The organism is Nocardioides sp. CER19, from assembly GCF_029846275.1.
In the GTDB taxonomy this organism is placed as follows: Bacteria; Actinomycetota; Actinomycetes; order Propionibacteriales; family Nocardioidaceae; genus Nocardioides.
Genome location: NZ_JARVWS010000002.1, coordinates 1,076,803 through 1,102,034, shown reverse-complemented (window position 1 = coordinate 1,102,034; position 25,232 = coordinate 1,076,803). Strand labels below are relative to the sequence as shown.

The following is a 25,232-nucleotide window of genomic DNA, read 5'->3' as shown; positions in this document are numbered from 1 at the left end:
GCCCGCGCATCACCGGAGTCGTTGGCCCGAATGCCCAGCACTCCCCGAGGGTGCAGGACGAGGTGATCCCGTGTCGTCGACCGGCCGTCGCGCCTCCAGGGACGCGAGCAGCCCACGGTCCTGGTCGGACAGCCAGGTCTCGACCGGCATGGTCGCTCCGGCCGACCGCAGCGCCGCACTGAGCGGGCCGGCCCACAGGTGCTCGATCAGGGCGACGACGGCCACGCCTCGCTCAGGAACCACCTCGGCCAGCGACCAGGTGTCCGCCTCGGAGACGCCGCCGGGGCCCTCGCCGCCGAGCAGGGCTGCCGCCACGTCGCCGCGTCCGTCGAGGTAGCCGTCGAGGGTCTGCAGCGAGCCGTCATCGGAGCGGCCGACGACGAGCAGGTCGACGAGGCGTACGACGCCCGCCTCGCCGAGTCGCGCGAGCTCGGCCAGCACCGACCCGTCGAAGTGCGGCTCCTCGAACCCGAGCACCAGGACCTGCACCGGCCCGGCGGTCATGCCCGCACCCTGGCGGAGATCGTCGTGAACTCCTCCTCGGTGATCACGCCCTTGTCCCGCATCTTGCGGAGCTGACGGACGACCTTCGGGTCCTTCGGGGTCGTCGCGGACCGGCTCACCGGCGGCAGTCGGAGCGAGGGCGGAAGGGGTTCGTTCGGATGCTCGAGGGCGTGGACCTGTGCCGGGGTCAACCGACCGCCGTAGTACGGGACCGACCCCGTCATCCCCGCGCGCTGCAGCTGCCTCGGCACCAGGATCATGTCAGCGTGCTCCCTTCTGCGACGCTCACTTGCAGTTGAGGTCGTCGCCCACCTGGCCGAGGATGTCCGACGCGCTCCCGGAGATGGTGCTGACCTGGGTCTGGAGCTGGCTCAGGCTCGTGACGTCGCGCAGCCCCTGCACCTGCTCCTGCAGGCGGTCGACCTGGGGCTGAAGCGTCTGCCGCTCCTTCGAGCCCAGGTCGGCCACCGCCTTGTTGAGGTCGGCCGCTCGCGACCGGACCGTCGAGAGGTGGTCCCTGGCGTCACCGAGGTTGCCCGCCTTGACGTCGTCGACGACCGTCTGGATGGAGTGGGAGAGGTCGTCCCTGGCCGTGCAGACCTTGGCGCTGGCCGAGTCCTCGCTGCCCCCGCACGCCGGCAGGGCGAGGAGGAGCGTCAGCAGGGACGGCAGCAGGAGCGTCCGTGGAGCGGCCATGCACTCGAGCGTCTCCCCCAGGGGCTCGAGGGACCTCCCCCGAAACGGACGACGGAGCCAGCCGTCCGACGCGGCGGAGATTTCCGGCTCCGACGTCTGGCGGAGCGCAGGAGGCGGTGTGATGATCGCCACATCGACTGAAGGCTTCGGCCCGTGCCGACACATTTTCATCATCGCGTTCATCGCCTGGGGAAGCTCGGACAGCCAGGACAGCGCGGCACGGGTTCGATGCCCCGTTGGCGGCTGACGCCGGGTGGCCCCGTCGTCTCGTCGATCGGGGATGGTCATATGTGGATCCAACGTCGTGCGCTTGTCGCCGTGTGCTCAGCGGGCCTGCTCGCCGTCGGTCTCGGACCGACGGTGGGCAGCTCACCGGCCGGGGCGGAACCGTTCAACGTCAAGCACCTCAACAACATCCAGAGCCGGCTGATCTCCGGGGAGCTCCTCGCGGAGCTGGGCGGGAAGAGCCCCAGCGCCAAGCTGGTCCCCGGCGGCGGGGACGAGGATCAGGACCACGGCGCGGACGGCGCCGCGAACACGCCGCCCGACAGCATCGGGCCCGCCGTCGGACAGGGCCACCAGCCCGCCAACTACGCGCCGGCCGGCTCGGGGGCGTGCAGCGAGCGCCGCGGCAGCAACGTGAAGGTGAACCAGAACTGCCTCAACATCACCGACCGGGACCTGCAAGGACGTGGCCAGGCCAACAACGAGAGCTTCATCTCGCAGGACCCGTTCAACGGCAACCACATCATCGCGTCCGACAACGACTACGTGCGGGGCGACGGGACGTGCGGGACGGCGTACTCCCTCGACCGCGGGCGGACCTGGAACAACTCGACCGTCCCGGACATCTTCACGCGCGGGCCCGGCGCGAACGCCCGCCAGTACTGGCAGGCGGGCGGCGACACGTCGGTCGCCTGGGACACCCGGGGCAACGCCTACCTGTCGTGCCAGCTGTTCAACCGCGGCACGATCGCATCCAGCGACCCCGACCAGTCCAGCGCGTTCGTCGTCTTCCGCTCGACGGGCAACCACGGCGCGTCGTGGAACTTCCCGGGCCGCTACGTCACCTCGTTCTTCGACCAGCCCGGCACCGGCGGCGTCCTGGAGGACAAGCAGCTGCTGACGGTCGATGCCTCGCTGTCCAGCCCGTTCCGCGATCGCGTCTACGTGACGTGGACGGAGTTCGCGGCCGACGGCACCGCCTACATCTACGAGGCGCACTCCAGCGACTACGGGGAGACGTTCAGCCCGCGCGTGCTGGTGAGCACCGACAGCACGCTGTGCCCGCGGACGTTCGGCGTGCCCACTCCGCAGGGCAGGTGCAACGAGAACCAGTACTCCGACCCGTTCACCGGACCCGACGGCGCCCTCTACGTCGCGTGGTCGAACTTCAACAACGCGGTGACCGGCAACGACAACCGCAACCAGGTCATGCTGGCCAAGTCGACCGACGGCGGCGCGACGTTCGGCGCGCCGGTCAAGGTCAGCGACTACTACGACCTGCCTGACTGCGACACCTACCAGGGCGTCAGGGCCGACCCCGGCCGGGCCTGCGTGCCGGAGAAGGGCAGCTCCACCAAGTCGGTCTTCCGGGCGACGAACTACGCCTCCGGCGCGGTCAACCCGACCAGGCCGAACCAGGTCGTCGTGACGTTCGCGTCCTACATCAACCAGCACTCCCAGGAGTCCAACGGCTGCTTCCCGGCCGGGGTCGCCGACGACGGCCAGAACCTCTACACAGGCGTCAAGGACGGCGGCTGCAACAACGACATCCTGGTCAGCGTGTCGAACAACGGCGGCGCCTCCTTCACCGGGACGACCACCGACCCCCGCGCACAGACCAGCGTCACCCAGCGGCGCCGGCAGGCCACGACCGACCAGTTCTGGCACTGGGCGGCCTTCAGCTCCCGCGGGACGCTCGCGGTCGACTACTACGACCGGCAGTACGGCTCGGACGAGACGACCGGCTACTCGGACCTCAGCCTGTCCGGCAGCCGTGACCTCACCCGGTTCGCGGCCACCCGCGTCACCACGAGCTCGATGCCGCCGCCGACGCAGTTCGCCGGGCCGAAGGGCGGGCAGTTCTACGGCGACTACACCGGCCTGACCGTGACGAACGGGCGGGCGCACCCGGCCTGGAGCGACACCCGGGCGGTCGACCTGTTCGTGTGCCCCGGCACCGCGACGCCCGGCAACCCGCCCCGGCTGTGCACGGCGATCGAGCCCAACGGACAGCGGGCCAACGATCAGGAGCTGTTCACCGACTCGGTCGACGTACCGACACCGCACCGGACCCGGTAGACCATCCGGCACACGCCGTCACCCAGCGGCTCGCTCGTGAGCAGGTCGAGCCGCTGGGTGCCGACGTCCTCGAAGAGGCGGCGGCCGGCGCCGAGCGCGGTCGGGAAGACGAACAGCCGCAGCTCGTCGACGAGCCCGTGGTCGAACAGGGTGCCCAGCAACCGGCCGGAGCCGTAGACGAGGACCTCGCCGTCGACGATCCCCTTCAGCGCGTGTACGTCGACAGCCGGGACGCCGCCGAGGACGGTGACCGGTCCCCAGTCCGTCGTCGTGCGCCGGTGCGAGACGACGTACTTCGGCAGCTCCTGCAGTCGCTCGCCCCAGACGCCTGCGCGCCCGGCCCAGCGCCGCGCGAACCACTCGTAGCTGTGCGCCCCGAACAGCAGGGCTGACGCGGCGAGCGCCTCCTCCGTCTCGTGCTTGGCCCACACGGCCCGGTCCGACGCGCTCATCTCCTCGAACCAGCCGCCGCCCGCGAGGCCCTCCTCCCCCGTCGGGTCCTGGACGACGCCGTCGAGCGTCATGTTCGTGCTGACGATCAGCCTTCCCATTGCGATCCCTCCTGTGCTCTGCGTGATTGGTGAGCCGCTGAGTGCGAGCCCGATGAGGTAGACCCCGGGCCGGGCGATAATCGGGCGCAGGCGGAGCGCCCAGTTCGCGGGTCGAGCGGTGTCGTTAAGACGGAGGAGGTGGAGCCCGGAGATGGACACCATCGAGAGAAGCCTGATCGCCCGCGCGCGGGCCGGGGACGGCGACGCGTTCCGTGACCTGACCGACCCGCACCGTCGCGAGCTGCAGGTGCACTGCTACCGGATGCTCGGCTCGCTCCAGGATGCCGAGGACGCGCTGCAGGAGACACTGCTGGCCGCCTGGCGCGGCTTCGACGCCTTCGAGGAGCGCTCCTCGCTGCGCACCTGGCTCTACCGCATCGCGACCAACCGATGCCTCAACCTGCGCCGCGCCACCGGCCGACGCACCGCGAAGGAGTGGGACGTCCCCGGCGTCCGGCCGCCCGAGCCGAGCCGGTGGGGTGACGTCGTGTGGCTCGAGCCGATCCCGGACTCGTTGCTCGAAGACCTGCCGGACACGCGACCCGATGCCCGCTACGAGCTGCGGGAGTCGATCTCACTCGCGTTCGTCACCGGCCTGCAGCTGCTCCCGTCACGCCAGCTCGCGGTGCTGGTGCTGCGCGACGTGCTCGGCTACCCCGCCCGCGAGGTCGCTGACATGCTGGAGGTCACCGTCGAGTCGGTGACCTCCGCGCTGAAGCGGGCCCGTGCCACGCTGGCGCGGCGGGTCGGCACCACCGCGGCGCCGCCGCCGGGCTCGGTCGCCGAGAAGGCCGTCGTGGCGCGCTTCGTCCACGCCTACGAGTCGGCCGACGTCGACGAGCTCGTGTCGCTGCTCACCGACGACGTCTTCATCGCCATGCCGCCGATGCCGTTCGAGTACGTCGGCCCGGCGGCCGTCGGGGAGTTCTGCTCCCTGCTCTTCGGCGCGGGTCGGCGCTACACCCTCGTGCCGACGGGCGCGAACCGGCAGCCGGCCGTCGGGGTCTACGTCCGCGCCCCCGACGGGGTCCGGCACGGCACCGGCGTCTTCGTCCTCACCCTCGCCGGCGACCGGATCTGCGCGATGACCCGGTTCGAGAGCACCGTGCTCGCGGCGTTCGGCCTCCCTCGTCACCTCTGACGGCCGCCGGCGTCCCGGGCTCAGTCCGGGAAGGCGATGTGGACGTCGTGCGGCGCCGGGGCGCCGGTGCCGGTCTCCACGAGCCCTTTGAGACTCATGAGGTACGTCGCCCACTTGGTGCTGCAGTGGTGCATGAACTCCACCGGCTCGGCCCAGCCCTGGTGCTCGAACATCACGATCGTCCAGTCGTCGTCGGCCCGCAGCCGCCAGTCGACCGTCGTGCCGATCCACTCCTCGGGCCCGTCGACGACCTCCCACCGGACGTGCTCGCCCGGGGTCGTCTCGAGCACCTTCATGTCGAACCCGCCGGGCGGGAAGCGGAACGCGATGACGCCGCCCTCCGCGGCGTCCCCGGTCGTGTCGGTCGTCCACCAGCCGGCGAGGCCGTCGATGGTGGTCAGGGCGTCGTAGACCTTCTCGGGCGCGGTCCCCTCGACCGCGACCCGGTGCAGGATGTCGACCATCTCACTCCTCCTTGTTCTGGGTGTTCGGTTCGTTCTGGGTCTTCGGTTGCGGTGCGTTCGCCGCCTGCTGCAGGGACTCGGCCAGGCGCTTGATGCGACGCAGCCGGCCGTCCCAGGCGGTGCTGACGGTGTTGAGCTGCGCGAGCGCGCGCTCGAACTGCTCGCCGTCGATCCGGTAGTGCCGCTCGCGGCCGGCGGTCTCGCCGTGCACGAGACCTGCCCTGTCCAGGACGGCCAGGTGCTTGGCGACGGCCTGTCGGCTCACCGGCAGCCGCTCGCTGAGCGAGGTCGCCGTGCCCGAGCCGGCCGTGAGCAGCAGGTCGAGCATCTGCCGCCGGGTCGGGTCGCCGATCGCCGACCACAGCTCGTCGTCGACGGGGCCGCTCATGGCCGGGCGTCCAGCTTCGCGGCGTACGAGGCCAGGCGCGGCAGGAAGTAGTCCCAGCCGGACACGTGGTCCTGGTACTGCGCCTCGAGCACCGCAGCCTCCCAGCCGCGCTCGCGGAAGCCGGTCTCGCGGAAGCGCACCAGCGTGCCCTCGCCCTGCGGGACGAGCTCGAAGGTGACGAGCAGGGAGTTGCCCTCCGCGGCCTCCTCCTCCGCCGGGTAGGTCCAGCGGAAGGAGAAGCGCGTCGGCGGCTGCAGCTCGACGACCGTCAGCGTGTCGACGTGGTCGCCGTCCGGAAGGGCGAACAGGATCTCGCCCGGTGACCCGACGACCGCCTCGTAGCGTGCCTCGTCGGGCCACCACTGGGCGACGTGCTCCGGGTCGCTCACGACCTGGAAGACGATCTCGGGTGTCGCCTCGATGTAGAGCTCGCGCTCGATGGATCCCAGCTCCATGACATCCTCCCGCAACGTTTGGTTGCGGATGACACTACGCGCTGCGGAAGGAATGCGCAACCATCGATTGCGGGAAGATTCAGCCGCCGAGCAGGCTGACCGCCTGGGCGACCTTCGCCTGCGCCTGCTTGAGGAGATCCTCCCGCTTGGCGAAGTCGCCGGCCTTGCCGGCGGTCTCGGCCTGCGTGAAGAGCGTCTGGGCCTCGTCGAGCAGGGCCCGGGCCTGCTGCTCGGCGTTGCCGCTCGACGGGGTCGGCGACCCGGACGGCGGCGGGGTGGGTGGCGCCGTCGGCGAGGGCGTCGGCGTCGAGGTCGTCGACCGGAGCGCTGACGTGATCGCCTGCTGCAACGTCTGCCCGTAGCCCAGGTGCTTGTCGTAGGAGACCAGCACGTAGGCGAGCTTCGGGTAGGGCGAGGCCGTGCCCTGCCTGGCGTAGACCGGCATCAGGTAGATCAGCCCGTGCGAGGTCGTGGGGATCGTCAGCAGGTTGCCGTACTGGAGCAGGGACCCGGTCCCCCGGTAGGGCAGCAGGGCGTTCGAGATCGCCGAGTCGTTCTTCATGTCCGAGGCGACCTGCCGCGGCCCCTGGGTCTGCTGGTCGAGCCGCTCCAGCACCTGGATCTTCCCGTAGTCGGCCGACGTCGCGTCCGAGTTCACGGTCATCACCGCCGCCAGGTTGTTGCGCTTGGTCGGCGAGAAGGTCGTCGACAGCGACCAGACCTCCTTGTCGGAGCGCGGCTCGTCGAGGAACATCCGGTACGGCGCCATGAACTTGCCCGTGGACTCCGGGTCGACCGGCACCTGCCACCAGTCGGAGCCCTGCTGGAAGGCCCGGGCGTCGGTCACGTGGTACTTGGCCAGCTGGAAGCGCTGGACCTTGAAGAGGTCCTCCGGGTAGCGCAGGTGCGGGCGCAGGTCATCGGGGATCGCCGAGCGGGGCAGCACCGTGCCGGGGAACGCCTTCGACCAGGCCCGCAGGATCGGGTCGGAGTCGTCCCAGGCATAGAGCCGGACGGTGCCGTCGTAGGCGTCGACGGTGGCCTTCACCGCGTTGCGCATGTAGTTGATCTGGTCGGTCGGCAGCGTCCGCAGGCCGGTGTCCTGCTGGAGCACGTCGTCGGTCATGTCCTTGAAGGAGTCACGCTCCGCGCCCGGGTAGCGGTCGGTCGTCGTGTAGCCGTCGAGCACCCACTGGATCCGGCCGTCGACGACCACCGGGTAGGCGTCGTCGTCGAGGGTCAGCCAAGGGGCGACCTTCTCGACCCGCTCGCGCGGGGTGCGGTCGTAGAGGACCCGCGAGTCGTCGTTCATCCGCCCCGACAGCAGGAAGCTCGAGGACCCGAACTTGATGCCGTAGAGCAGGCGGCGGAACTTCGAGCCGATCGGCACACCGCCGACGCCGTCGTACGTCGTGTGGGTGTCGCTGTCCTGCCCCGCGCCGAGGTCGAGCTCGACCGGCGCGGCCCCCGACGGCCGGCCGACCACGGCGTAGGTCGTCGACTTCTCCCCGAAGTAGACCCGCTGCTCGAACTTCCCCGGGCCTCCGTTGACGAGGTCGTCCTGCGCCGGCTGGTTGCCGTCGGTGGACTGGTTGCCCTGCGCCCACTGGATGTTGGGGCTCTCGGTGCGGTCGTCGCGGGAGCGCTGGTTGGCGTACGCCGCGATCACGCCGGACCCGTGGGTGTAGGTCGTGTGCAGGTTGGTCCAGCTGCGGTCGCTCGGGTCGATGCCGCTCTGGTCGAGCTCGCGCACCCCGAGGACCAGCGCGCGGTCCTTGCCGTCGATGACGTAGTGGTCGACGTCGAGCGGCTGCTGCAGCGAGTAGTAGCTGCGCGCCTGCTGGCTCTCCGTGAACAGCTCGTGGACGAGCAACGGGTCGACGAGCGGCGCCGAGGCGACCTGCTTGTCGAGGTCGGTGGCGAGCGACTGGGACACGGTCGCGGACGCCTGCGCGGTGTAGTTCTCGACCGAGACGTTGGCTTTGTCGATGTCGTAGGCCTGCCGGGTCGCCTCGATGTTCTTGGCGAGGTACGGCGTCTCCTTGTCGGGCGACGGGCGCACCTGGAACCCCTGCACGATCGCCGGCCAGATCAAGCCGAGCAGGATCGCCGAGACCACGAGCAGTGCTGCTCCGACGCCGGGCAGGAGCCAGGTGCGGCGCCAGATGTTGAGGAGGAACAGGGCCGCGCAGATCACCGCGATGCCAGCCAGGATGGCCTTGGCGGGCAGCACGGCGTGGTCGTCGGTGAACGAGATGCCCGTCATCTTCGGGCCCGCGCCGTGCACCAGGTCGTAGCGGTCGAGCCAGTAGTCGACCGCCTTGGCCAGCACGAAGAGCGCGATCAGGGTCGAGAGCTGGACCTGCGCCGGCCGGGAGACCCGGTCGCGCTGGGACTGCAGCCGGATGCCGCCGTACAGGTAGTGCACGAGCAGCGAGAGCAGCAGGCAGACGATCGACGCGGCCATGACGAAGTTGACGACGAGGTGCCACCACGGCAGGTCGAAGACGTAGAAGCCGATGTCCTTGCCGAAGTAGGGATCCTTCGTGCCGAAGGAGCCGCCGTTGCGCCAGAGCAGGTAGGAGCGCCACTTGCCCGCGCCCGAGGCGCCCGCGAAGACGCCGGCGATGACCGAGACCCCGACGAGCAGCCACGTCCTGATCGGGGTGATGGCGTCCCGATAGCGCTCCAGCCCGCTGTCGCCCGAGGAGGGGTGGAAGAGCGGCCGGTTGCGGTAGGCCAGCACGATCGTGGCGGCGACGCCGCTGCCCATCGCGAGACCGAAGCCGAGGAAGAGCCCGGTGCGGACCCAGAACAGCCTGCTGAACACGCTGCCGTAGCCGAGCTGGTCGAACCACAGCCGGTCGGTCCACAGGGACGCGAAGGTCGTCAGCAGGAAGAAGAACAGCGCGAGCGCGATCGCTGTGATGATGAGGGCACGCGTACGGCCGGAGCTCCGCGTCGGCGTGTCTCGCGGGTCGTCGTCGAATAGCTCGCTCACGGCGCGTCCACCTCCGGGTCGTCCTCCAACGTGCCGCGCAGCAGCGCGACCAGCTGCGGGACCAGCTCGTCCCCCGCCACCACCGACTCGGGCTCGTCGTGGGCACGCAGACGCAACGCACAGTACGACGCCCCGGCACGCGTGACACCGACGACCATCCGGACCTCCTGACGGTCCGGGTGGTTGCGGGCGAACTCTTCCGCCGCCGCCGGCTCGTCAGGGATCTCGTCGTCGACGCCCGGCGGCAGCACCAGGCGCTCGACGACGGCAGCGCAGCCCACGACGTCGGCCGGCCAGCTGATCGTGGGCAGGACCTCCTCGAGCGGGCGCGTGAGCTGTTCCTGCTCGACCGGGGTCATGCTGCCGGCGGCCGAGGCGTCGTCGAGCCCCATGAGCGCGGCCAGGGCCGGCTCCTGGGCGACGAGCGCACCGGTGTCCACGAGTGCGTACAGGGTCGCCGGCCGGTCCCACCCCTGCCCGCTGGCGTGGGTCTCCAGCTCGAGCACGGCCGCGGCCAGGGCCGGGTCGGTGTCGCTGATCTCGAGGCTCATGCCCCTCCTCCGCAGGTCGGCAGCTTGGCGCTGTGGTCGTGCGCCCAGTCCTCCACCGACGTGACCGCATCGTGCATCGTCGTGACCTTCACCAGTCTGACGTCGCCCTTGGCCGCGCCGAGCGCCTCGGCGCAGTTGTCCTTCGGGACCAGGAAGAGCTTGGCGCCGTCCCGGTCGGAGGCGGCGATCTTCTGCTGGATCCCGCCGATCGGGCCGACCGATCCGTCGGGCTCGATCTCGCCGGTGCCGGCGATCGGCTGTCCGTCGGTCAGCGACCCCGGGGTGAGGACGTCGTAGATCGCGAGCGAGAACATCAGCCCCGCGCTCGGCCCCCCGATGTCGTCGCTGATGTTGATCTTCACGTCGAAGGGGAAGTCGTAGTCCGCGCCGACCGTCGCTCCGATCCGGGGCGTGCCGTCCTGGACGGCCGGGGTCACGCTGACATGCTGCTCCTTGCCGTCGCGCTCCACGGCGAAGTCCAGCGCCTGGCCGGCGCTCGCCTTCCGGATCAGCCCCACGCCCTGGTCGGTGCCGGTCACCTTCGTCCCGTCGATGCTGACGATGACGTCGCCTGCCTTCAGCTTCCCCTCGGCCGGCGCGCCCTTGACGACGTCGACGATCTTCACGACCTCGGGCACCTTGACACCGAGCTGCTGGAGGGCGATCGCGGTGGCGACGTCCTGCGAGGACGCCATCTGGACGGCGCCCTCCTGCCGGCTCTCCGTGTCGGTCGTCCCCTTCTGGTAGACGGCGTCCCACGGGTAGACCGCGTCCTTCTTGCTGACCCACGCGGCGAGCAGCTCGGGAAGCCGCACGTCGGTGTCGGGCCTGGTCACCGACACGGTCGTCATGCGCAGCTTGCCGCCGTCGCGGTAGGTCTGGTGACCCGAGACCTGGATGATCGGCTTGCCGTCCGTCTTGCCGAGAACGTCGAGGGTCGGCCCGGGTCGGTAGACGACGTACGGCAGCGGGCTCACCCACGCCACCACCAGGAGGGCGACCACCAGCGGCACCGCGATGAGGCCCGCGAGCGTCCGCTGAGTCATCGACGACGCCATCTTCACGGCGACAACCCTCCCATGAGCAGCCAAGAGGCCGCTGAGAGGTTCAGGAGGCCTTGCCGTCGGTCGACTCGGGCGAGACCCGCGGGGCGCGGACGGCGACACCCGTCGACCGCTCGCGCGGCTGCCGGCGTACGACGACCTGCGGCCGCGGCGGGCGGCTCAGCGCCTCGCCCATGCGGCGTACGGCGGTGTCCCGGTCGACCTCGCCCCGGCCCTCGCGACCGAGCCAACCCACCCAGAGCATCGCGAGCACCGTCACGACCGCGGGCGGCACGAGCCAGAGCAGGATCTCCACGCAGCCCAGGCTATTTCAGCGAGGGGCTCCGTCGGTCACGGCGCGCCGACCCACTCGTCGGTGCCGTCGGTGAAGCGCTGGTGCTTCCAGATCGGCACCTCGTCCTTGAGCGTGTCGATGAGGGCGCGGCTGGCGGCGAACGCGTCGCCCCGGTGACCGGACGTGGTGGCCACGATGACGGCGATGTCGCCGATCGCCAGGTCACCGGTGCGGTGCACCGCCGCGACCCCGTTGACGTCGTGGTCGTCGGCGACCCGCGCGCAGACCTCGACCAGCCGGTCGAGCGCGGTCGGATGGGCGTCGTAGGTCAGCCCGGTGACGCCCCGGCCGTGGTCGTGGTCGCGCACACGTCCCACGAACAGCGTCAGCCCGCCGGACGCGTCGTCGTCGAGCACCTTGACGACCTCGTCCACGTCGAGGGGCGTGTCGCGGATGTCCGCGAGCCGGACGGCTCCCGGGAGGGCGGCGTGAGTCACAGGATCACCTTAGGCCGGACATGGGTCGGCCGCGTACCGTTGGGGGCATGGCTGACACCCCTGGTGACCCGGGCGACAACCCGTTCAAGGGCACCCCCTTCGAGGCGTTCTTCTCGGGCGGCGCCGGCGTTCCCGACCTCTCCTCATTGTTCGCGCAGATGCAGTCGCTGATGCAGCCCTACGACGGCCCGCTCAACTGGGACGTCGCCCTCGACCTGGCCCGCAAGACCGCGGCGCAGACCGCCGACCCGACTCCGACGGAGCGCCAGAAGGCGGCCGTGTCAGACGCGCTGCGGCTGGCCGACCACTGGATCGACGGCACCACCGCCTTCCCGTCCGGGATCACGACCACCCAGGCCTGGAGCCGGGCCGAGTGGCTGGTCAACACCGTCGACGTCTGGAAGGTGCTCGTCGAGCCGGTGGCCGCCTCGTCGGTCAACGCGATGAGCGGCCAGCTGCCCGAGGAGATGCAGGCGATGGCAGGCCCGATGATGGGCTTCCTCGGCAAGGCGGTCGGCGCGCTCCTCGCCAACCAGACCGGCTCGGGCCTCGGCGCCCTGGCCACCGAGGTGCTGTCCGTCTCCGACATCGGCGTACCGCTCGCCGCGCCGGGTCGGGCCGCGCTGCTGCCGGCCAACGTCGCGGCCTTCGCCGAGGGCCTCGACGACGTGTCCGAGGACGACGTCCTGCTCTACCTGGCGCTGCGCGAGGCCGCCCACCAGCGGCTCTTCGCCGGCGTGCCGTGGCTGCGGGACCACGTGATCGGCGCGGTCACGGACTACGCCCGTGGTGTCGAGGTGAACCTCGGCAACATCCAGCAGCAGGTCGAGGAGCAGATGCAGGGCATCAACCCGGCCGACCCGCAGTCGCTGCAGCAGCTCTTCGAGAACGGCTCGCTGTTCGAGATACCCGACTCCCCCGCCCAGAAGGCGGCGCTGGAGCGGCTCGAGATCGCGCTCGCCCTCGTCGAGGGCTGGGTCGACGAGATCGTCAGCGAGGCGACCAAGGACCGGATGCCGGCCGCCGCGAAGCTGCAGGAGGCGTTCCGACGCCGGCGCGCCGCCGGCGGGCCTGCCGAGCAGACGTTCGCGACGCTGGTCGGCCTCGAGCTGCGCCCGCGCCGGCTGCGCGAGGCCTCCACGCTGTGGGGCTCGTTGCGCGCGCGCCAGGGCGCCGAGGCCCGCGACGGCGTCTGGATGTCGCCCGCGCTGCTGCCGACGGCCGCCGACCTCGACGACCCGCTCGGGTTCCGCGAGGGTGCGGACACGCCGGACACGCTCTCGGACGACCAATTCGACGCCGAGCTGCGCAAGCTGCTCGAGGGCCGGGACGACTCCTCGGACCCCTCCTCGGACGACCCCTCGGGCGACGAGTGAGCCTGCGCGGAGACGCGCTCGCCCTGCTCGCCTCCTGGCCGGCACCGACGCCGGCCCAGGAGGCGCTGCGCGCGCAGTACGTCGACTACCTGACCGCCCACTCCTCCGGCGTGTTCCGGGAGGACCGACCGCACCACGTGACCGCGTCGACGCTGGTGCTCTCGACCGACGCGTCCTCGGTGCTGCTGACCCTGCACGCGAAGGCGCAGCGGTGGTTCCAGTTCGGCGGCCACCTCGAGCCCGACGACCCGTCGGTCCTCGGCGCCGCCTCGCGGGAGGCGCGCGAGGAGTCCGGTCTCCTGCTGGCGCTCGACCCGGTGCCGGTGCAGCTCAGCGACCACGAGGTGCCGTTCTGCGGGGAGACCGCCGACGTCCACCACCTCGACATCCGCTTCGTGGCGATCGCGCCCGCGGGCGACCTGCCCGCCGTGTCGGAGGAGTCCCTCGACGTACGGTGGTGGCCGGCCGACGCGCTCCCCGACCCGGACGCGGACCTAGTCGAGCTCGTCGCCCTCGCCCGGGGGCGGCTCGAGCTTGGCGGCTGCTGACCAGCCGAGCAGGTAGCCCTTCGCCCGCTCGGCATGCGGGTAGCGGTCGACCCAGCCCCAGAACCGCGCGTCGTGCGACGGCTCGAACAGGTGCGCCAGCTCGTGGACCAGCACGTAGTCGATGACCCACGACGGCATCCCCTGCAGCCGCGCGCTCAGCCGGATCGTCCGCTCGCCGGGCGTGCAGGAGCCCCAGCGCGCGTTCTGGTTCTCGACCCAGCGGACCGACTCGGGGATCGCGATGCCGCCGAAGTAGCGATCGCTGAGCGAGAGCGCGCGCCGCAGCAGGTCGTCATCGCTCGGCTTGCGGCGACGCTCCTGCTTCTCCAGGCGGGCGACCATCGCCGCCACCCACTCGGTCTCCTCCTTCGCGGAGAGCGAGGCCGGGATGAGCACCACGATGCGGTCGCCGTCGCGGTAGGCGGAGACCGTACGCCGGCGGCGCTTGCTGCGCCGCACCTCGACGTTCGCCGTCTCCATGTCGGCAACCTACCGGCGCGCCCACTCCAGCAGGCGCTGCCGCGGCCACGTGTTCACGATCCGTTCCGCCTCGATCCCGGCGGCCTCGGCGCGCTCGCAGCCGTAGACCTGGAAGTCCAGCTGCCCCGGCGCGTGGGCGTCGGAGTCGATGGAGAACAGGCAGCCGATGTCGCGGGCCTGCTCCAGCAGCTCGGTCGGCGGGTCACGCCGCTCGGGACGGCTGTTGATCTCGATCGCGACGCCGTGCTCGGCGGCCGCCTCGAACACCTTGCGGGCGTCGAACCGGCTGCCGGGCCGGGTGCCGCGGTTGCCGGTGATGAGCCGGCCGGTGCAGTGGCCGAGGACGTTCGTGAACGGATTCTCGATCGCCGCCACCATCCGCTTCGTCATCTCGTCCGGCTCCATCTTCAGCTTGGAGTGCACGCTCGCCACGCGGACGTCGAGGCGGCCGAGCATCTCCTCGGTCTGGTCGAGGGAGCCGTCGTCGAGGATGTCGACCTCGATGCCCTTGAGGACCGTGAACCCGTCACCGTCCGCGCCGGCCGACACCAGGTGCTCGTTGATCGCGTCGACCACCGCCAGCTGGCGCTGCAGCCGCTCGACGCTGAGGCCGCGCGCGACGGTCAGCCGCGGCGAGTGGTCGGTCAGCACGAGGTAGTCGTGGCCGAGCTCGATCGCGGTGAACGCCATCTCCTCGATCGGCGAGCCGCCATCGGACCAGTCCGAGTGCGAGTGCAGGTCGCCGCGCAGCGCCGCGCGCAGCCCGTCGCCGCCGGACACCAGCGAGCCGCCGTACTCCTCCTCGAGGCTGGCCAGCCGGTCGGGCACCTCTCCGGCCACGACCTGGGCGACGACCTTCGCGGTGCTCGCGCCGATGCCGGGCAGGTCGGTGAGGGTCCCCGCGGCGACGCGGGCGGCGATCTCGTCGTCGCCGAGCGGCAGCAGACTGGCGGCGGCCGCGCGGAACGCCTTGACCTTGTAGGTCTCCTGCCGCCCTCGTTCGAGCAGGAACGCGATGCGGCGAAGGGTCGCCACGGGGCCTCGGGGGGTCGACACGCCGGAGTTCACGCCCACTATTTTTCCTCCACACCCGGTGGAGATGCATCGCCGCAGGTCACACGCGTGGCGCACGCTCCCACCAGAACCTGTTCCACACGCTGTCCCGAGGTTGTCCACGGCACCTACCCCGGTTATCCGCATCCTCTCCACAGGTTCGTCCACAAGGTGAGGATTCGATGCGTTGACCCTCGCGCCGCGCGCCTCCTAGGTTTCTCGGCAGACGAGACCCCCGGCGCCGCCGGACGCCCTTCGCAAGGGGAAGGCGAAGGACGATCCAGGCACCGGGGGTCTCTTCATGTCACCAGGAGGCGTCGGCGTTACATCCCGAGCGCGACACGCGGGGGCGCTGAGCGTGCATCCAGTGCCGATCACGGCTCAGCGTGCCGTAGGGTCGACTCGGTCCTGCGGCGTTCTGCCCTGGGACACCGACGGGCTTCCCCGAAACCCACCCCGTCGCGACGACCAACGTGAGACATATAGAAGGAGGCCGTCATGGCGGAGTCCTGGAGCGGTGAGTTCTACTGCGTCAAGTGCAAGGAGAAGCGCGAGGCCACCGGTGAGATCAAGGTGAACGACAAGGGCACCAAGATGGCCAAGGCCGTCTGCCCGGTCTGTGGCACCAACCTCAACCGGATCCTCGGCAAGGCCTGAGCGCACTCAGCTTGCTTCGACGGCGGCGTCGCCCGGATTCCCGGGCGACCCCGCCGTCTGTTTCCCTGGTGGTCGAGCAGGCCGAGCCGCCGGGCGAGGCCGTCAAGACCCTGTGGAGGACGACCGGCGCGCGGACCCGATCCGTGGCACTGTCCGGCCATGGATGACCTCGGGCGCCCGCTACTACGGCCGGGCTGGCAAGCCGCCCGGTTCGACGACCAGCACCTCCAGGTCGGCCTCGACGCGCCGGCGCGCGTGGTGCTGGCCGACTCCCCCGACGTACGCCGCCTGCTGAGCGCGCTCGCCGACCCGGACGCCGCCTGGAAGCCGCCGTCCTCCCTGCCGGCCGTGCGGGCGCTCGACCGGCTGAGCGCGGCCGGACTGCTGGTCGCCGTGCCCGGATCGCCGCTCGAGGAGCGGCTCGCGGCCGAGCACGGCCCCTCCGCGCCGATCCGACTCGCGGCACGGCGCGCAGCGCGGGTCTCGGTCGAGGCACCGCCCGGGCTGCACGACGAGCTCGTCTCCCTGCTACGAGCCGAGGGGATGCGACCGGTCACCACGGCCGCGACCGTGACGCTGGTCGTCGGCCTCGGCCCGGTCCGGCGCGGACGGCTCGACGCGCTGCTGCAGGACGGCCGTCCACACCTCGTCGTGAGTGGCGCACCGGCCGGCTGGGAGGTGGGCCCGTTCGTGGAGCCCGGCCGGACGGCGTGTCTGCGCTGCGTCGACGCCGCCCGCGCCGAGACCGAGCCGCGCCGGGCGGTCGTCGCCGACCAGCTCGCGCGCGCGTCGCGTCCGGTGCCGGTGTCCCCGACATTGCAGGCGGCCGCGCTGGCGCTGGCCGTGCGCGAGGTCGCGTCCTACGTCGACGGCGACGTACCGGCGACGTGGTCCGCGTCGCTGCTCCTCGGCACCTCCGGCGCGCCCGTCCTCCGGGAGTGGGCCCGGCACCCACTGTGCGGGTGTGCGTGGGACGTGGTGCTCGCCGAGGACCTCACCTGAGCCCGGTGTCGGGCCGACGCTCCGTGACGCAGAACGTGCTGCCGTCCGGGCCGGTCATGACCGTCCAGTGCTCGTGCCACCTGGTCTGGTCCGCGCCGCGGGCCGTGAGCCGCTCGACCTCCTGACCTCGGTCGTCGGTGGCGATGTCGACGTGACCGTGCGTCTCGCCCTCGTCGAGGCGCTGGAGCAGGATGCGCACCGGCAGCTCCGACGGTGTGCCGAGCCGCGCGAACTCGGGACTGCTCCCCCGGTGCACCGGCCAGCCGGTGAGGCCCGACCAGAACGCCGCCTCGGCGTCCCACGCGTCGGGAGCGACGTCGATGGTCAGCTGGTCCACGCGCGAACGGTGGGTGCCCCAGTCGGCGGGCGGCGTCGCCTCGGCGCGCTCCTCGCCCACCAGGCAGAACACGAAGCCGGCCGGCGAGCGGAGCACGGCGTGGCCCGGCCGCGCCACCAGCTCCGCGCCCAGAGCGACCGCGTGCGCGACCGCGCCGTCGAGGTCGGCGACGTGGAGGTCCAGGTGCACGCCCGGCGTCGCACCGTCGGTGCGCTGGAGCTTGAGGTGGGCGTCGCCGACCGGTGGCACGAGCGTGGCGAACTCGTCATGGTCGCCCCGCGTGGCCGACAGCCCGTAGCCGGTCGCTGCCAGCCAGAACCGGGTGCCTGCGTCATGCCGCGCCGCGGGGAGGTCGAGGAAGATCGTCAGCCAGAACGGCGTCATGTGGCCGAGAGTAGGGCCAGCACGGGGCCAGGCCGGTCCATGGGACCGTCCCCAATTCGCGGGATCGCGTCGTCCACAGGTGCTTCTTAACTCTTCCCGGCCGGTGTCTTCCGGGGCTAACTTCCGCTTAGATCTCGGGAAGGACCACCTATGGGGCGTACGGCGCATGTCCTCATCGGACTCGGGTTGCTCACGCTGTCGGCGTGCTCAGGATCCGCCGATCCGTCACCGCCACCGCCGACCCCCACCGTCTCCTCCACGCCACCCGACCCGACGCCCTCCCCCACCGCTCCGGTGATGCCCGACGCCGCCAAGGCACACACCAAGGCCGGGGCGAAGGCGTTCGTGGAGTACTTCTGGCAGGTCGTCGACTATGCACAGGCAACCGGAGACACACCGGCCATCACTGCTCTTAGCCTTGGTGGCTGCAAGGGCTGCGAAGGCGGAGCGCGCAGTATCGAGAAGGTCTACGCGGCCGGCGGTTCGATCAGAGGCGGTCAAACTAGGCCGTCTCGCTACCGGGTCGAGTGGCTGAAAGCCGGCAAACTACAACTCGCATACGTGACCATCGACCTACGGTTCTCTAACCAGACGGTCGACATGCCGGGATCCGCGAACGATAAGACCAGCGGGGGCAGTCATGCTCGCGACCGTCTGGAACTGCTTGCGACGCACGACGGTTGGAAGGTTGCGCAGTTGGTGGTCCTGCCATGACCGCGTTCCGCCTTGCTATCTGCGCTGGCTTGGTCGTCGCATTTGCTGTAGTCGTTCAAGTGGTCTCGGCCCCGTGCGATGGAACGGCTAATACGAACGCAGGTGACCAAGTCTTCAATGTTGGGGTCGTCATAGATGACTGCGACTCGACCGAAGGAGGCGGCGCCACCCCCACGGCTTCCGACTTGCCACCGGGGCACTTCGTTACAACCACTACGTGCGGCGCGGTGCCAGGTGTCGGCTGCACCGGTGCACCCCGCACATGTCCGGACGGCAGCCCCATGTCCATTACCTGGTACGCCACAGAGGATGGGCAAGTTCTCGACCTCCACAACAGCTGCGGCGATCCCACTTCCGCGACCCCCGATCCAATGCCGACCCAAGGCGACATCCTTCGGGCGTTCAGGCAGATCCCACTGCCCGCGTCGGTGCTGGTGATCCAGCCACCCGGCGGCGCGACGCTGGTCAACTTCGACACGAACTTCTACACCGAGGCGGCGCCGTTCGAGCGCACGGTCACGTTGCTCGGCCACCAAGTCCGATTCCGGATCAGGACGCAGAGCTTCACGTGGCACTTCGGCGACCGCACGGAGACCCGGACCAGCAAGCCCGGGGCGGCGTACCCGGCCCTCGACGTGACGCACCGCTACCTCGAGAAGGGCACGGTGTCGCCGAGCGTCGACACGACGTGGGAGGCGGACTACCAGCTCGACGGCGGCGCGTGGGCGCCGGTCGACGGGACGGTGACCATCGCGGGAGCACCGCAGCGGCTCACCATCAGGTCGGCGACGCCGGTGCTCGTCGGCTAGCTCACCACCACTCGGAGTCGAGCTTGCCCTCCATGGCCCGCAGGTTCTCGCGGGAGCAGACGTCGCAGTAGGTCTTGCGGACGCCGCGCTCGACGGCGGTGGTCCAGGCGAGCGTCTCGGCGCCCTCGGGAGCGGTACGACCACAGAAGTCACAGGTCTGCACACACCCAGAAAAGCAGAACTGCCCGCCCGCCCCAACTAGGTGGGACGGACGGGCCGTTCGTGTCACACACCCGCGATCAGGGTGCCGGGAGGTGATCCCGGATCACAGAGCGCGGGCGAGGGCCAGACGCGCAAGCTGTGCTGCCTGCTCGGCCTTGCGGCTGAGCCGGCGAGCGGCGGCCAACTGGTGGCCCCGCCGCATCTGCTGCGCCTCTCCCAGGCGCGCGGCCATCTGGGCCCGCGCCAGGTCTTCCTGCATGGTGCTCATAACAATGCTCCTGTTTCGGAAAAGGTTCATGGGTCGTGTGGACTTCGGCTAGGCGACGATCGGGTTCTTCCGCGGGCGTCCGCGGGGGCGCTTGCGGGGGATCACCGTTCCCTGGAGGAACAGCTCACCTCCCCACACGCCCCACGGCTCGCGTCGCGAGAGAGCACCGTCGAGGCACATCGCCTGAACGGGGCAGCCTTGGCACAGGGCCTTGGCGTACTCCACGTCGCTGGGGGACTCGGCGAACCACAGCTCCGGGTTGTTCGCCCGGCAAGGCAGCAGCTCGTCGTCGACCTTGCTGGCCGAGTCGTGGAGCAGACCCAAGGTGGGGTCTGTGACTCGGTCCAGCCCAGCCTCGAACGCCTGGTCGGCGCGGTCGAGAACGCTGGTGGTCATCTCGTTCACCTCCTGAGTTTCCTGATCGCGTTTCTTCTTTGATGGTGTGGCGCGTGACTTGGGATCCACTTGCAAGAAACAGAAAGGCCGCGGATCCCGTTGGTTCGGGTTCCGCGGCCTGGAGGTCTGCCGACGTCTTTCTCAGACGCTCGGTGGTCTCCAGGCGTAGGTCCCACGAACCCAGCCCTTGCGGGTAGCGGTGGCCGGCTTGAGAGCCACCTCTCCCTGGGAGAGATCGACGGTGCGCACAGCAAAGTGGGCTGCGTTGGTGCACGTGCCGAAGGCGTGGCGGTAGCCGGACATGCCGATGGACGACTGGATGTCAGTCGTCTGCTGGATCAGGTTGATGCTCATGTCTTGCCACCTCCTTCGTGGGATCGTGCGCGGGAGCAGCCAGCTCCGCTGTGCGCGGTTTTTCGGGGTTGACGGAAACGCTAGTGGGAGCGCTTCAAAGCCCGCAAATCATTTAATGGCATTTCTTCAGGGATTTTCTGCCACGATCGCGAGCACCTCGTCGCCGTAGGCCGTCAGCTTGGCGTCGCCCACGCCCGGGACACGCAGGAGGTCGCCCCGCGAGACGGGCCGCCGCTCGGCGATCGCCTCGAGCGTGGCATCGGGGAAGACGACGTACGCCGGCTTCTCGAGCGACTTGGCCGTCGCCGTGCGCCACTCCCTGAGCCGTGCGAACAGGTCCTCGTCATAGGGCGCCGGGCAGTCCTCGTGGCGGCCGACCTTCTTCTCGGCCGCGCTGCCGAGCGGGCGCCCGCAGGTCCGGCACATGCGCGCGCCGCGACTCGCCTTCGGTCGCTCCACAGCCCGGGCGGACTCGGGAAGCAGCGGGTCGAGGAAGCGCGACGGCTTGCGGCTGCCGCGCTGGCCCGGCTGGCGGGCCGCCGACCACGACAGGCTCAGGTCGCGGCGGGCACGCGTGACGCCGACGTAGAGCAGGCGGCGCTCTTCCTCGATCGCCGCCGGGGAGTCGAGGGCGTAGGTGATCGGCAGGGTGCCGTCCTGCAGGCCGACGAGGAAGACCGAGTCCCACTCCAGGCCCTTGGCGGCGTGGAAGGTGGCCAGGGTGACGCCGTCGGCGACCGGAGCGTGCTGGTCGGCCGCGCGGCGGTCGAGGTCGTCGACGAAGGCACCGAGGTCGGGCGGCGCAGCGTCGCCGGCGGCCTGGGCGAACTGCGTCGCCTGGTCGATGAGGGCCTGCCACGACTCCCAGCGATCGCGCACCTGGCCCCGGGACTCCGGCGGCGTGGAGGTCCACCCCATCCCGGCGAGGATCGCGTGCACCGTCTCGAGGAACTCCTCGCCCTCCCCCGACCGGGCGGCACCCCGCAGGCGGGTCACGGCCTCCCGCACCTCGGGGCGGTCGAAGAAGCGCGCCGCGCCGCGGACGACGTAGGGGACTCCGGCGGCGGTCATCGCCTCCTCGAAGGTCTCGGACTGCGCGTTGATGCGGAACAGGACCGCGATGTCGCCGAAGGCCCGGCCGTCGGCATGCAGCTGGCGGATCCGCGCGGCGACGGCGTCGGCCTCGGCGACCTCGTCGGACTGCGGCTGGAAGGTCACGGCCGGGCCTGCCGGGCGCTGGGCGCGCAGCTCGACGCCGTGGCTCGACGTGCCGGCCAGCAGCCGGTTGGCAGCCTCGACCACCTGCGGGGTGGAGCGGTAGTTGCGGACGAGCTCGACGCTCGTGGTGTTGGCGTACTTCTTCGGGAAGCCACGCAGATAGGCGGCGTCGGCGCCGGCGAAGGAGTAGATCGTCTGCGCCGGGTCGCCGACCACGCAGATCTCGTCGCGGCCGCCCAGCCACAGGTCGAGCAGGGCCGACTGCAGCGGCGAGACGTCCTGGAACTCGTCGACGACGAACCACTTGTACTGACGGCGCACGTGTGCGGCGACCCGCTCGTCCTCGGCGAGCAGCCCTGCGGTCAGGAGGAGCACGTCCTCCATGTCCATCCGGCCCTGCTCGCGCTTGACCTCCTCGTAGGACCCGAAGACCCGGCCGACCGTCTCGACGTCGACGTTGCTGACCTCGCGTCCGCGGGAACGGGCGACGCGGGCGTAGGAGTCCGGGTGGACGTTGCTGACCTTCGCCCACTCGACCTCGGAGGCGAGGTCGCGCAGGAGCGCCTGGTCGGCACCGAGCCGGTGCCGGCGGGCGGCCTGGGCCAGCATGCCGAGCTTGGACTCGGTCAGCGTGGGCAGCTCCGTGCCGTGCACGTGCGGCCAGAAGTAGCGGAGCTGGCGCAGGGCGGCGGAGTGGAACGTCCGGGCCTGGACCGCGCCGGCCCCCATGCCGCGCAGCCGCTGGCGCATCTCCCCCGCCGCGCGGGTCGTGAACGTGACGGCGAGGACCTCGGCCGGGGCGTAGACGCCCGTCGCGACTCCGTAGGCGATCCGGTGGGTGATCGCGCGCGTCTTGCCCGTACCGGCTCCGGCGAGCACCCGGACGGGGCCGCGCAGCGCCTCGGCGACGCGTCGCTGCTCCGGATCGAGAGCGTCGAGCAGGGCGTCGGGGCTGGCGGACACGGGCGAGGCACTCCAGGAGGTCGGGTTCAGGGCGTCGGCCCACCACCCTAGATGCGGCCGGCGACAGTCGCTGAGTGCGGTCAGGCCGTCGCCCGCGCCGGTTCCCCGCTCGCTCTCTCGTGGGGCGGCCCGACCGCACGGTCGGACCGGTCGAGGGTGACCAGGCCCAGGACGGCCGCCGCGGCGAGCGCGGCGCCGACGAAGGGCAGCGGTCCCGCACCGGCCCTTCCGTCGAGGACCCCGCCGGCGGCCGCGCCGGCGGCCACGCCGAGGTTGAGGGCGACCACCATCACCGCACCGGCCGTCGGGCGGAAGGCGGGCGAGGCCAGCGCGAGAAGACGGGTCTGGAAGACCACCGGCAGCGCGCCGATGGCGATCCCCCAGGCCACCACGGCGACGAGCTCGGCCGGCCTGCTCCCGCCGGCCAGGCCGACCGCGAGGAGAGCCAGCGCGAGCAGCATCCCGGTGATCGGGAGTGCCCATGAGGGGTGGCGGCGGACAAGCGCGGGCGCGCCGACCAGCCCGACCACGCCCGCGCCGCCGAACACCAGCAGCACGACGCTCACCAGCGAGCGGGGCAGAGCGCCGGGGCCGGTGAGGATCGGCGCGACGAAGGTGAAGGCCATGAAGTGGGCGACGAGCAGGACACCCCCGAGCGCCGCCACCCGCACGGTCGCGACAGCGCTGGGGTCACGGCGGCCCCGTGGCACCGGCACCGGTGTCATCCGTGGCAGCAGCGGCCCGAGCAGGAGCCCCGTCACCACGGTCATCAGCCCGACGAGCGCGAACGCCACGCGCCAACCGGCCGCATCGCCGAGCGCCGTCGCGGCGGGGATGACCACCACGCTCGCGATGGTGGGGCCGGCCACGACGACAGCGACCGCCCGGGCGACGTACCGCTCCTCCACGAGGGAGCCGGCCGCCACGACGACCAGGGCCCAGAACAGTCCGTGCCCCGCCGCGGCCAGCGTGCGGGCGACGACCAGCAGCGGGTACGTCGGCGCGAGAGCTGTCAGGACGGTTGCCGAGCCGGTGCCCGCAAGGGCGGCGACGAGCACCGTGCGGCGGTCGACCCGGCGGGTGAGCCGCGCCAGCGGGAGGCTGAGGATGGCGATCGCCAGTCCCCAGGCGGTCACGAGGTACCCGACCGTCCCGGCGGCGACTCCGGTGTCGCTCCCGATGTCGAGCAGCAGGCCCGCCGGCAGCAGCTCGGCCGTGACGGTCCAGAGGGTGCCGGCCGTCAGGGCCACGACAGGGAGCCACCGGGATCGAGCGTTCGCAGCAGTCATGTCCCGACCGTAGAGATTGACATTGATGTCAATGTCAAGGACGGTGAGGGCATGAGGATCGGGGACGTCGCCGAGCGGACCGGGGTCGCGACCCGGATGATCCGCTACTACGAGTCGCAGGGGCTGCTGGAGCCGGGGCGTGGCCCCAACGGCTACCGGGTCTACGACGAGGACGACGTCGACCGGGTACGTCGGATCCGGAACCACATCGCCGCCGGCGTGCCGACCCGACTCATCCAGGTCGTCTTCGACATGGAGAAGCCCTCGTGGACCCGCGAGTGCAGCCGGGAGCTGGCGAGCATGCTCAACGACGAGCTCCACGCGCTCGACGAGCGGATCGCGTGCCTGTCCGCCAGCCGCGAGACGCTGCGCGGCTTCCTCGCCACCGCGCAGGTCACCGCTGACGCCTGATCAGTCCTCGTCCAGCAACCGGGCGAGGGTCGACGTCGTGCGCCAGTTGCGCAGCGTGAGCGACGGATAGACCGGCGTACCGATGATCTTCGAGACACGGGAGCGTGACGCCAGGGCCGTGATCCGGCGGTGGTAGAACGCCCGCGTCCCCCACGTGACGACGTCGACGTCGGGGTTGACCGCGACAAAGGGCCGTACGTCGTCCGGCCCGATCCCGACGAAGAACCCCACGTCGTAGCGGTAGGTGGCGTCGTCCGACCCGAAGTCGTGCGGCGCCTGCTCGACGACCTCGCGGAACTCGGCCCTGTCGAGCACGAGGGCACGGATCACGGAGCCGTCGAGCTCGAAGGTCTGCGGCAGCGTCCGCTCGACCCACTGGCACACCTCGGCGGACGTCATGCTCGCGTCGAGCACCACGTTGCCGGACTGGATGTAGGTGCGGACGTTGTCGAACTCGCTCGACAGCAGCGTCACGAGCGCGGCCATCGGGACCTTGTTGCGACCGCCGACGTTGACACCTCGGAGCATGACCACGTAGCGCACGGGGTCACCCTAAGCAGCGGAGGTCACTCCGTGCCGCGGAACAAGTGTGGGCGCGATGCCGTTGAGAGCTACGTCGTTCCACTATCTATCGGAGGCGAGGTCCAGATGGCTGCCGAGACGTTCACGATGTACACCACTCCGTGGTGCGGCTACTGCCAGCGGCTCAAGGGCCAGCTCGGCCGTGAGGGCATCACGTTCGAGGAGGTCGACATCGAGGAGCACCCCGACGCCGCCTCGATCGTCGAGAAGGTCAACAACGGCAACCAGACGGTTCCGACGCTCGTCTACGCCGACGGCTCCGCGCACACGAACCCGAGCGTCCTCCAGGTCAAGGAGAAGCTGGCCGCGCTGGCCTCCTGACCCCCGGACGCAGAAGGG

The 25,232-nt window shown here is 70.9% G+C and carries 32 protein-coding genes; 10 read left to right on the top strand and 22 right to left on the bottom strand.

Translation table 11 applies throughout. From position 1 onward, the window contains the following. Positions 1-9: 9 nt before the first annotated feature. The 3 genes from QDS12_RS13835 to QDS12_RS13825 are packed head-to-tail and all read right to left on the bottom strand — an operon-like array spanning position 10 to position 1,200. Positions 10-504 (bottom strand): DUF6325 family protein, encoded by a 495-nt coding sequence (locus QDS12_RS13835; protein WP_279879668.1) that lies wholly within the window; start codon positions 502-504, stop codon positions 10-12. Continuing rightward, a complete protein-coding gene (locus QDS12_RS13830) occupies positions 501-764 on the bottom strand; it encodes an SHOCT domain-containing protein (RefSeq protein ID WP_279879666.1) in 264 nt (87 codons plus the stop codon). Before QDS12_RS13830 ends, QDS12_RS13835 begins: the two co-directional genes overlap by 4 nt. Before the next feature lie 25 nt (positions 765-789). Continuing rightward, entirely contained in the window at positions 790-1,200 is a 411-nt protein-coding gene (locus QDS12_RS13825) for a hypothetical protein (RefSeq protein WP_279879664.1), read from the bottom strand. A 318-nt stretch (positions 1,201-1,518) separates the two neighbouring features. On the opposite strand from QDS12_RS13825, the gene QDS12_RS13820 reads away from it, so the two are divergent. Beyond that, a complete protein-coding gene (locus QDS12_RS13820) occupies positions 1,519-3,504 on the top strand; it encodes a sialidase family protein (protein WP_279879662.1) in 1,986 nt (661 codons plus the stop codon). Here the strand turns inward: QDS12_RS13820 and QDS12_RS13815 are convergent. After that, the gene (locus tag QDS12_RS13815; protein ID WP_279879660.1) at positions 3,450-4,055 is read right to left on the bottom strand and encodes a dihydrofolate reductase family protein; all 606 of its coding nucleotides are present in this window, start codon (positions 4,053-4,055) and stop codon (positions 3,450-3,452) included. The genes QDS12_RS13820 and QDS12_RS13815 overlap by 55 nt on opposite strands. Positions 4,056-4,206: 151 nt before the next feature. Between QDS12_RS13815 and QDS12_RS13810 the strand changes: the two genes are divergently transcribed. Then, positions 4,207-5,196, top strand: a complete 990-nt coding sequence (locus QDS12_RS13810; protein WP_279879658.1) for a sigma-70 family RNA polymerase sigma factor — start codon at positions 4,207-4,209, stop codon at positions 5,194-5,196. 20 nt (positions 5,197-5,216) lie between these two features. Here the strand turns inward: QDS12_RS13810 and QDS12_RS13805 are convergent, their stop codons facing one another. From QDS12_RS13805 to QDS12_RS13770, 8 genes are all read right to left on the bottom strand, one after another. After that, positions 5,217-5,660, bottom strand: a complete 444-nt coding sequence (locus QDS12_RS13805; protein ID WP_279879657.1) for an SRPBCC domain-containing protein — start codon at positions 5,658-5,660, stop codon at positions 5,217-5,219. Between the two features lies 1 nt (position 5,661). Beyond that, positions 5,662-6,048 carry a metalloregulator ArsR/SmtB family transcription factor gene (locus tag QDS12_RS13800; RefSeq protein ID WP_279879656.1) on the bottom strand — a complete coding sequence of 129 codons (387 nt, stop codon included), beginning with the start codon at positions 6,046-6,048 and terminating at the stop codon, positions 5,662-5,664. Then, entirely contained in the window at positions 6,045-6,503 is a 459-nt protein-coding gene (locus tag QDS12_RS13795) for an SRPBCC domain-containing protein (protein WP_279879655.1), read from the bottom strand. The genes QDS12_RS13800 and QDS12_RS13795 overlap by 4 nt, the downstream gene beginning before the upstream one ends. A 79-nt stretch (positions 6,504-6,582) precedes the next feature. After that, positions 6,583-9,504, bottom strand: a complete 2,922-nt coding sequence (locus QDS12_RS13790; RefSeq protein WP_279879654.1) for a UPF0182 family protein — start codon at positions 9,502-9,504, stop codon at positions 6,583-6,585. Then, complete coding sequence (locus QDS12_RS13785) at positions 9,501-10,055, bottom strand: PPA1309 family protein (protein WP_279879653.1); 555 nt, start codon at positions 10,053-10,055, stop codon at positions 9,501-9,503. Before QDS12_RS13785 ends, QDS12_RS13790 begins: the two co-directional genes overlap by 4 nt. Beyond that, positions 10,052-11,101: a PDZ domain-containing protein gene (locus QDS12_RS13780; protein WP_279879652.1), complete on the bottom strand. Its 1,050-nt coding sequence runs from the start codon at positions 11,099-11,101 to the stop codon at positions 10,052-10,054. Before QDS12_RS13780 ends, QDS12_RS13785 begins: the two co-directional genes overlap by 4 nt. Positions 11,102-11,162: 61 nt before the next feature. Beyond that, positions 11,163-11,414 carry a hypothetical protein gene (locus QDS12_RS13775; protein ID WP_279879651.1) on the bottom strand — a complete coding sequence of 84 codons (252 nt, stop codon included), beginning with the start codon at positions 11,412-11,414 and terminating at the stop codon, positions 11,163-11,165. Between the two features lie 35 nt (positions 11,415-11,449). Continuing rightward, on the bottom strand, positions 11,450-11,890 hold the full coding sequence (locus tag QDS12_RS13770; protein WP_279879650.1) for a molybdenum cofactor biosynthesis protein MoaE: 441 nt from the start codon (positions 11,888-11,890) through the stop codon (positions 11,450-11,452). Positions 11,891-11,937: 47 nt separating this feature from the next. Here QDS12_RS13770 and QDS12_RS13765 point away from each other — a divergent pair, with 47 nt between their 5' ends. Both QDS12_RS13765 and QDS12_RS13760 read left to right on the top strand, forming a co-directional pair. Continuing rightward, the gene (locus tag QDS12_RS13765) at positions 11,938-13,266 is read left to right on the top strand and encodes a zinc-dependent metalloprotease (protein ID WP_279879649.1); all 1,329 of its coding nucleotides are present in this window, start codon (positions 11,938-11,940) and stop codon (positions 13,264-13,266) included. Next, entirely contained in the window at positions 13,263-13,814 is a 552-nt protein-coding gene (locus tag QDS12_RS13760) for an NUDIX domain-containing protein (RefSeq protein WP_279879648.1), read from the top strand. Before QDS12_RS13765 ends, QDS12_RS13760 begins: the two co-directional genes overlap by 4 nt. Here the strand turns inward: QDS12_RS13760 and QDS12_RS13755 are convergent. Together QDS12_RS13755 and QDS12_RS13750 are read right to left on the bottom strand one after the other, a co-directional pair. Beyond that, positions 13,761-14,294: a M48 family metallopeptidase gene (locus QDS12_RS13755; RefSeq protein ID WP_279879646.1), complete on the bottom strand. Its 534-nt coding sequence runs from the start codon at positions 14,292-14,294 to the stop codon at positions 13,761-13,763. The genes QDS12_RS13760 and QDS12_RS13755 overlap by 54 nt on opposite strands. A 9-nt stretch (positions 14,295-14,303) precedes the next feature. Further along, complete coding sequence (locus QDS12_RS13750; RefSeq protein WP_279879645.1) at positions 14,304-15,329, bottom strand: PHP domain-containing protein; 1,026 nt, start codon at positions 15,327-15,329, stop codon at positions 14,304-14,306. 516 nt (positions 15,330-15,845) lie between these two features. On the opposite strand from QDS12_RS13750, the gene QDS12_RS13745 reads away from it, so the two are divergent. After that, a complete protein-coding gene (locus QDS12_RS13745; protein ID WP_017934894.1) occupies positions 15,846-16,004 on the top strand; it encodes a DUF5679 domain-containing protein in 159 nt (52 codons plus the stop codon). Between the two features lie 159 nt (positions 16,005-16,163). Continuing rightward, the gene (locus tag QDS12_RS13740; protein WP_279879644.1) at positions 16,164-17,006 is read left to right on the top strand and encodes a hypothetical protein; all 843 of its coding nucleotides are present in this window, start codon (positions 16,164-16,166) and stop codon (positions 17,004-17,006) included. Here QDS12_RS13740 and QDS12_RS13735 read toward each other — a convergent pair. Then, positions 16,999-17,727 carry a VOC family protein gene (locus QDS12_RS13735; protein ID WP_279879643.1) on the bottom strand — a complete coding sequence of 243 codons (729 nt, stop codon included), beginning with the start codon at positions 17,725-17,727 and terminating at the stop codon, positions 16,999-17,001. The genes QDS12_RS13740 and QDS12_RS13735 overlap by 8 nt on opposite strands. 297 nt (positions 17,728-18,024) lie before the next feature. Between QDS12_RS13735 and QDS12_RS13730 the strand changes: the two genes are divergently transcribed. Together QDS12_RS13730 and QDS12_RS13725 are read left to right on the top strand one after the other, a co-directional pair. Then, the gene (locus QDS12_RS13730) at positions 18,025-18,441 is read left to right on the top strand and encodes a DUF6318 family protein (protein WP_279879642.1); all 417 of its coding nucleotides are present in this window, start codon (positions 18,025-18,027) and stop codon (positions 18,439-18,441) included. A gap of 371 nt (positions 18,442-18,812) precedes the next feature. Continuing rightward, positions 18,813-19,250: a hypothetical protein gene (locus QDS12_RS13725; RefSeq protein WP_279879641.1), complete on the top strand. Its 438-nt coding sequence runs from the start codon at positions 18,813-18,815 to the stop codon at positions 19,248-19,250. A 1-nt stretch (position 19,251) separates the two neighbouring features. Here the strand turns inward: QDS12_RS13725 and QDS12_RS13720 are convergent, their stop codons facing one another. From QDS12_RS13720 to QDS12_RS13695, 6 genes are all read right to left on the bottom strand, one after another. Next, positions 19,252-19,413, bottom strand: coding sequence for a hypothetical protein (locus QDS12_RS13720; RefSeq protein ID WP_279879640.1), 162 nt, complete (start codon positions 19,411-19,413; stop codon positions 19,252-19,254). A gap of 102 nt (positions 19,414-19,515) precedes the next feature. Then, positions 19,516-19,680, bottom strand: a complete 165-nt coding sequence (locus QDS12_RS13715) for a hypothetical protein (protein ID WP_279879639.1) — start codon at positions 19,678-19,680, stop codon at positions 19,516-19,518. 48 nt (positions 19,681-19,728) lie between these two features. Next, the gene (locus QDS12_RS13710) at positions 19,729-20,076 is read right to left on the bottom strand and encodes a WhiB family transcriptional regulator (protein WP_279879637.1); all 348 of its coding nucleotides are present in this window, start codon (positions 20,074-20,076) and stop codon (positions 19,729-19,731) included. A gap of 141 nt (positions 20,077-20,217) precedes the next feature. Further along, positions 20,218-20,430 (bottom strand): hypothetical protein, encoded by a 213-nt coding sequence (locus tag QDS12_RS13705; RefSeq protein ID WP_279879636.1) that lies wholly within the window; start codon positions 20,428-20,430, stop codon positions 20,218-20,220. A gap of 126 nt (positions 20,431-20,556) precedes the next feature. Next, on the bottom strand, positions 20,557-22,611 hold the full coding sequence (locus QDS12_RS13700) for an ATP-dependent DNA helicase UvrD2 (RefSeq protein ID WP_279879635.1): 2,055 nt from the start codon (positions 22,609-22,611) through the stop codon (positions 20,557-20,559). A gap of 80 nt (positions 22,612-22,691) precedes the next feature. Next, a complete protein-coding gene (locus tag QDS12_RS13695; protein ID WP_279879634.1) occupies positions 22,692-23,900 on the bottom strand; it encodes an MFS transporter in 1,209 nt (402 codons plus the stop codon). Between the two features lie 51 nt (positions 23,901-23,951). Between QDS12_RS13695 and QDS12_RS13690 the strand changes: the two genes are divergently transcribed. Continuing rightward, on the top strand, positions 23,952-24,311 hold the full coding sequence (locus QDS12_RS13690) for a MerR family transcriptional regulator (RefSeq protein ID WP_279879633.1): 360 nt from the start codon (positions 23,952-23,954) through the stop codon (positions 24,309-24,311). Here QDS12_RS13690 and QDS12_RS13685 read toward each other — a convergent pair whose 3' ends face one another. Further along, positions 24,312-24,854 carry a DUF1697 domain-containing protein gene (locus QDS12_RS13685; RefSeq protein WP_279879632.1) on the bottom strand — a complete coding sequence of 181 codons (543 nt, stop codon included), beginning with the start codon at positions 24,852-24,854 and terminating at the stop codon, positions 24,312-24,314. 105 nt (positions 24,855-24,959) lie between these two features. Here QDS12_RS13685 and QDS12_RS13680 point away from each other — a divergent pair, with 105 nt between their 5' ends. Next, the gene (locus tag QDS12_RS13680) at positions 24,960-25,214 is read left to right on the top strand and encodes a mycoredoxin (protein WP_279879631.1); all 255 of its coding nucleotides are present in this window, start codon (positions 24,960-24,962) and stop codon (positions 25,212-25,214) included. Positions 25,215-25,232 lie beyond the last annotated feature (18 nt).

Bases quoted from the DNA above. Each gene is read 5' to 3' on its own strand.
- QDS12_RS13765 (WP_279879649.1), top strand. From the start codon at position 11,938: ATGGCTGACACCCCTGGTGACCCGGGCGACAACCCGTTCAAGGGCACC.
- QDS12_RS13745 (WP_017934894.1), top strand. From the start codon at position 15,846: ATGGCGGAGTCCTGGAGCGGTGAGTTCTACTGCGTCAAGTGCAAGGAG.
- QDS12_RS13715 (WP_279879639.1), bottom strand. From the start codon at position 19,680: ATGAGCACCATGCAGGAAGACCTGGCGCGGGCCCAGATGGCCGCGCGC.
- QDS12_RS13805 (WP_279879657.1), bottom strand. From the start codon at position 5,660: ATGGTCGACATCCTGCACCGGGTCGCGGTCGAGGGGACCGCGCCCGAG.
- QDS12_RS13680 (WP_279879631.1), top strand. From the start codon at position 24,960: ATGGCTGCCGAGACGTTCACGATGTACACCACTCCGTGGTGCGGCTAC.
- QDS12_RS13795 (WP_279879655.1), bottom strand. From the start codon at position 6,503: ATGGAGCTGGGATCCATCGAGCGCGAGCTCTACATCGAGGCGACACCC.
- QDS12_RS13810 (WP_279879658.1), top strand. From the start codon at position 4,207: ATGGACACCATCGAGAGAAGCCTGATCGCCCGCGCGCGGGCCGGGGAC.
- QDS12_RS13800 (WP_279879656.1), bottom strand. From the start codon at position 6,048: ATGAGCGGCCCCGTCGACGACGAGCTGTGGTCGGCGATCGGCGACCCG.
- QDS12_RS13710 (WP_279879637.1), bottom strand. From the start codon at position 20,076: ATGACCACCAGCGTTCTCGACCGCGCCGACCAGGCGTTCGAGGCTGGG.
- QDS12_RS13825 (WP_279879664.1), bottom strand. From the start codon at position 1,200: ATGGCCGCTCCACGGACGCTCCTGCTGCCGTCCCTGCTGACGCTCCTC.
- QDS12_RS13730 (WP_279879642.1), top strand. From the start codon at position 18,025: ATGCCCGACGCCGCCAAGGCACACACCAAGGCCGGGGCGAAGGCGTTC.
- QDS12_RS13740 (WP_279879644.1), top strand. From the start codon at position 16,164: ATGGATGACCTCGGGCGCCCGCTACTACGGCCGGGCTGGCAAGCCGCC.
- QDS12_RS13725 (WP_279879641.1), top strand. From the start codon at position 18,813: ATGCCGACCCAAGGCGACATCCTTCGGGCGTTCAGGCAGATCCCACTG.
- QDS12_RS13785 (WP_279879653.1), bottom strand. From the start codon at position 10,055: ATGAGCCTCGAGATCAGCGACACCGACCCGGCCCTGGCCGCGGCCGTG.
- QDS12_RS13830 (WP_279879666.1), bottom strand. From the start codon at position 764: ATGATCCTGGTGCCGAGGCAGCTGCAGCGCGCGGGGATGACGGGGTCG.
- QDS12_RS13705 (WP_279879636.1), bottom strand. From the start codon at position 20,430: ATGAGCATCAACCTGATCCAGCAGACGACTGACATCCAGTCGTCCATC.
- QDS12_RS13735 (WP_279879643.1), bottom strand. From the start codon at position 17,727: ATGACGCCGTTCTGGCTGACGATCTTCCTCGACCTCCCCGCGGCGCGG.
- QDS12_RS13690 (WP_279879633.1), top strand. From the start codon at position 23,952: ATGAGGATCGGGGACGTCGCCGAGCGGACCGGGGTCGCGACCCGGATG.
- QDS12_RS13835 (WP_279879668.1), bottom strand. From the start codon at position 504: ATGACCGCCGGGCCGGTGCAGGTCCTGGTGCTCGGGTTCGAGGAGCCG.
- QDS12_RS13755 (WP_279879646.1), bottom strand. From the start codon at position 14,294: ATGGAGACGGCGAACGTCGAGGTGCGGCGCAGCAAGCGCCGCCGGCGT.
- QDS12_RS13815 (WP_279879660.1), bottom strand. From the start codon at position 4,055: ATGGGAAGGCTGATCGTCAGCACGAACATGACGCTCGACGGCGTCGTC.
- QDS12_RS13695 (WP_279879634.1), bottom strand. From the start codon at position 23,900: ATGACTGCTGCGAACGCTCGATCCCGGTGGCTCCCTGTCGTGGCCCTG.
- QDS12_RS13780 (WP_279879652.1), bottom strand. From the start codon at position 11,101: ATGACTCAGCGGACGCTCGCGGGCCTCATCGCGGTGCCGCTGGTGGTC.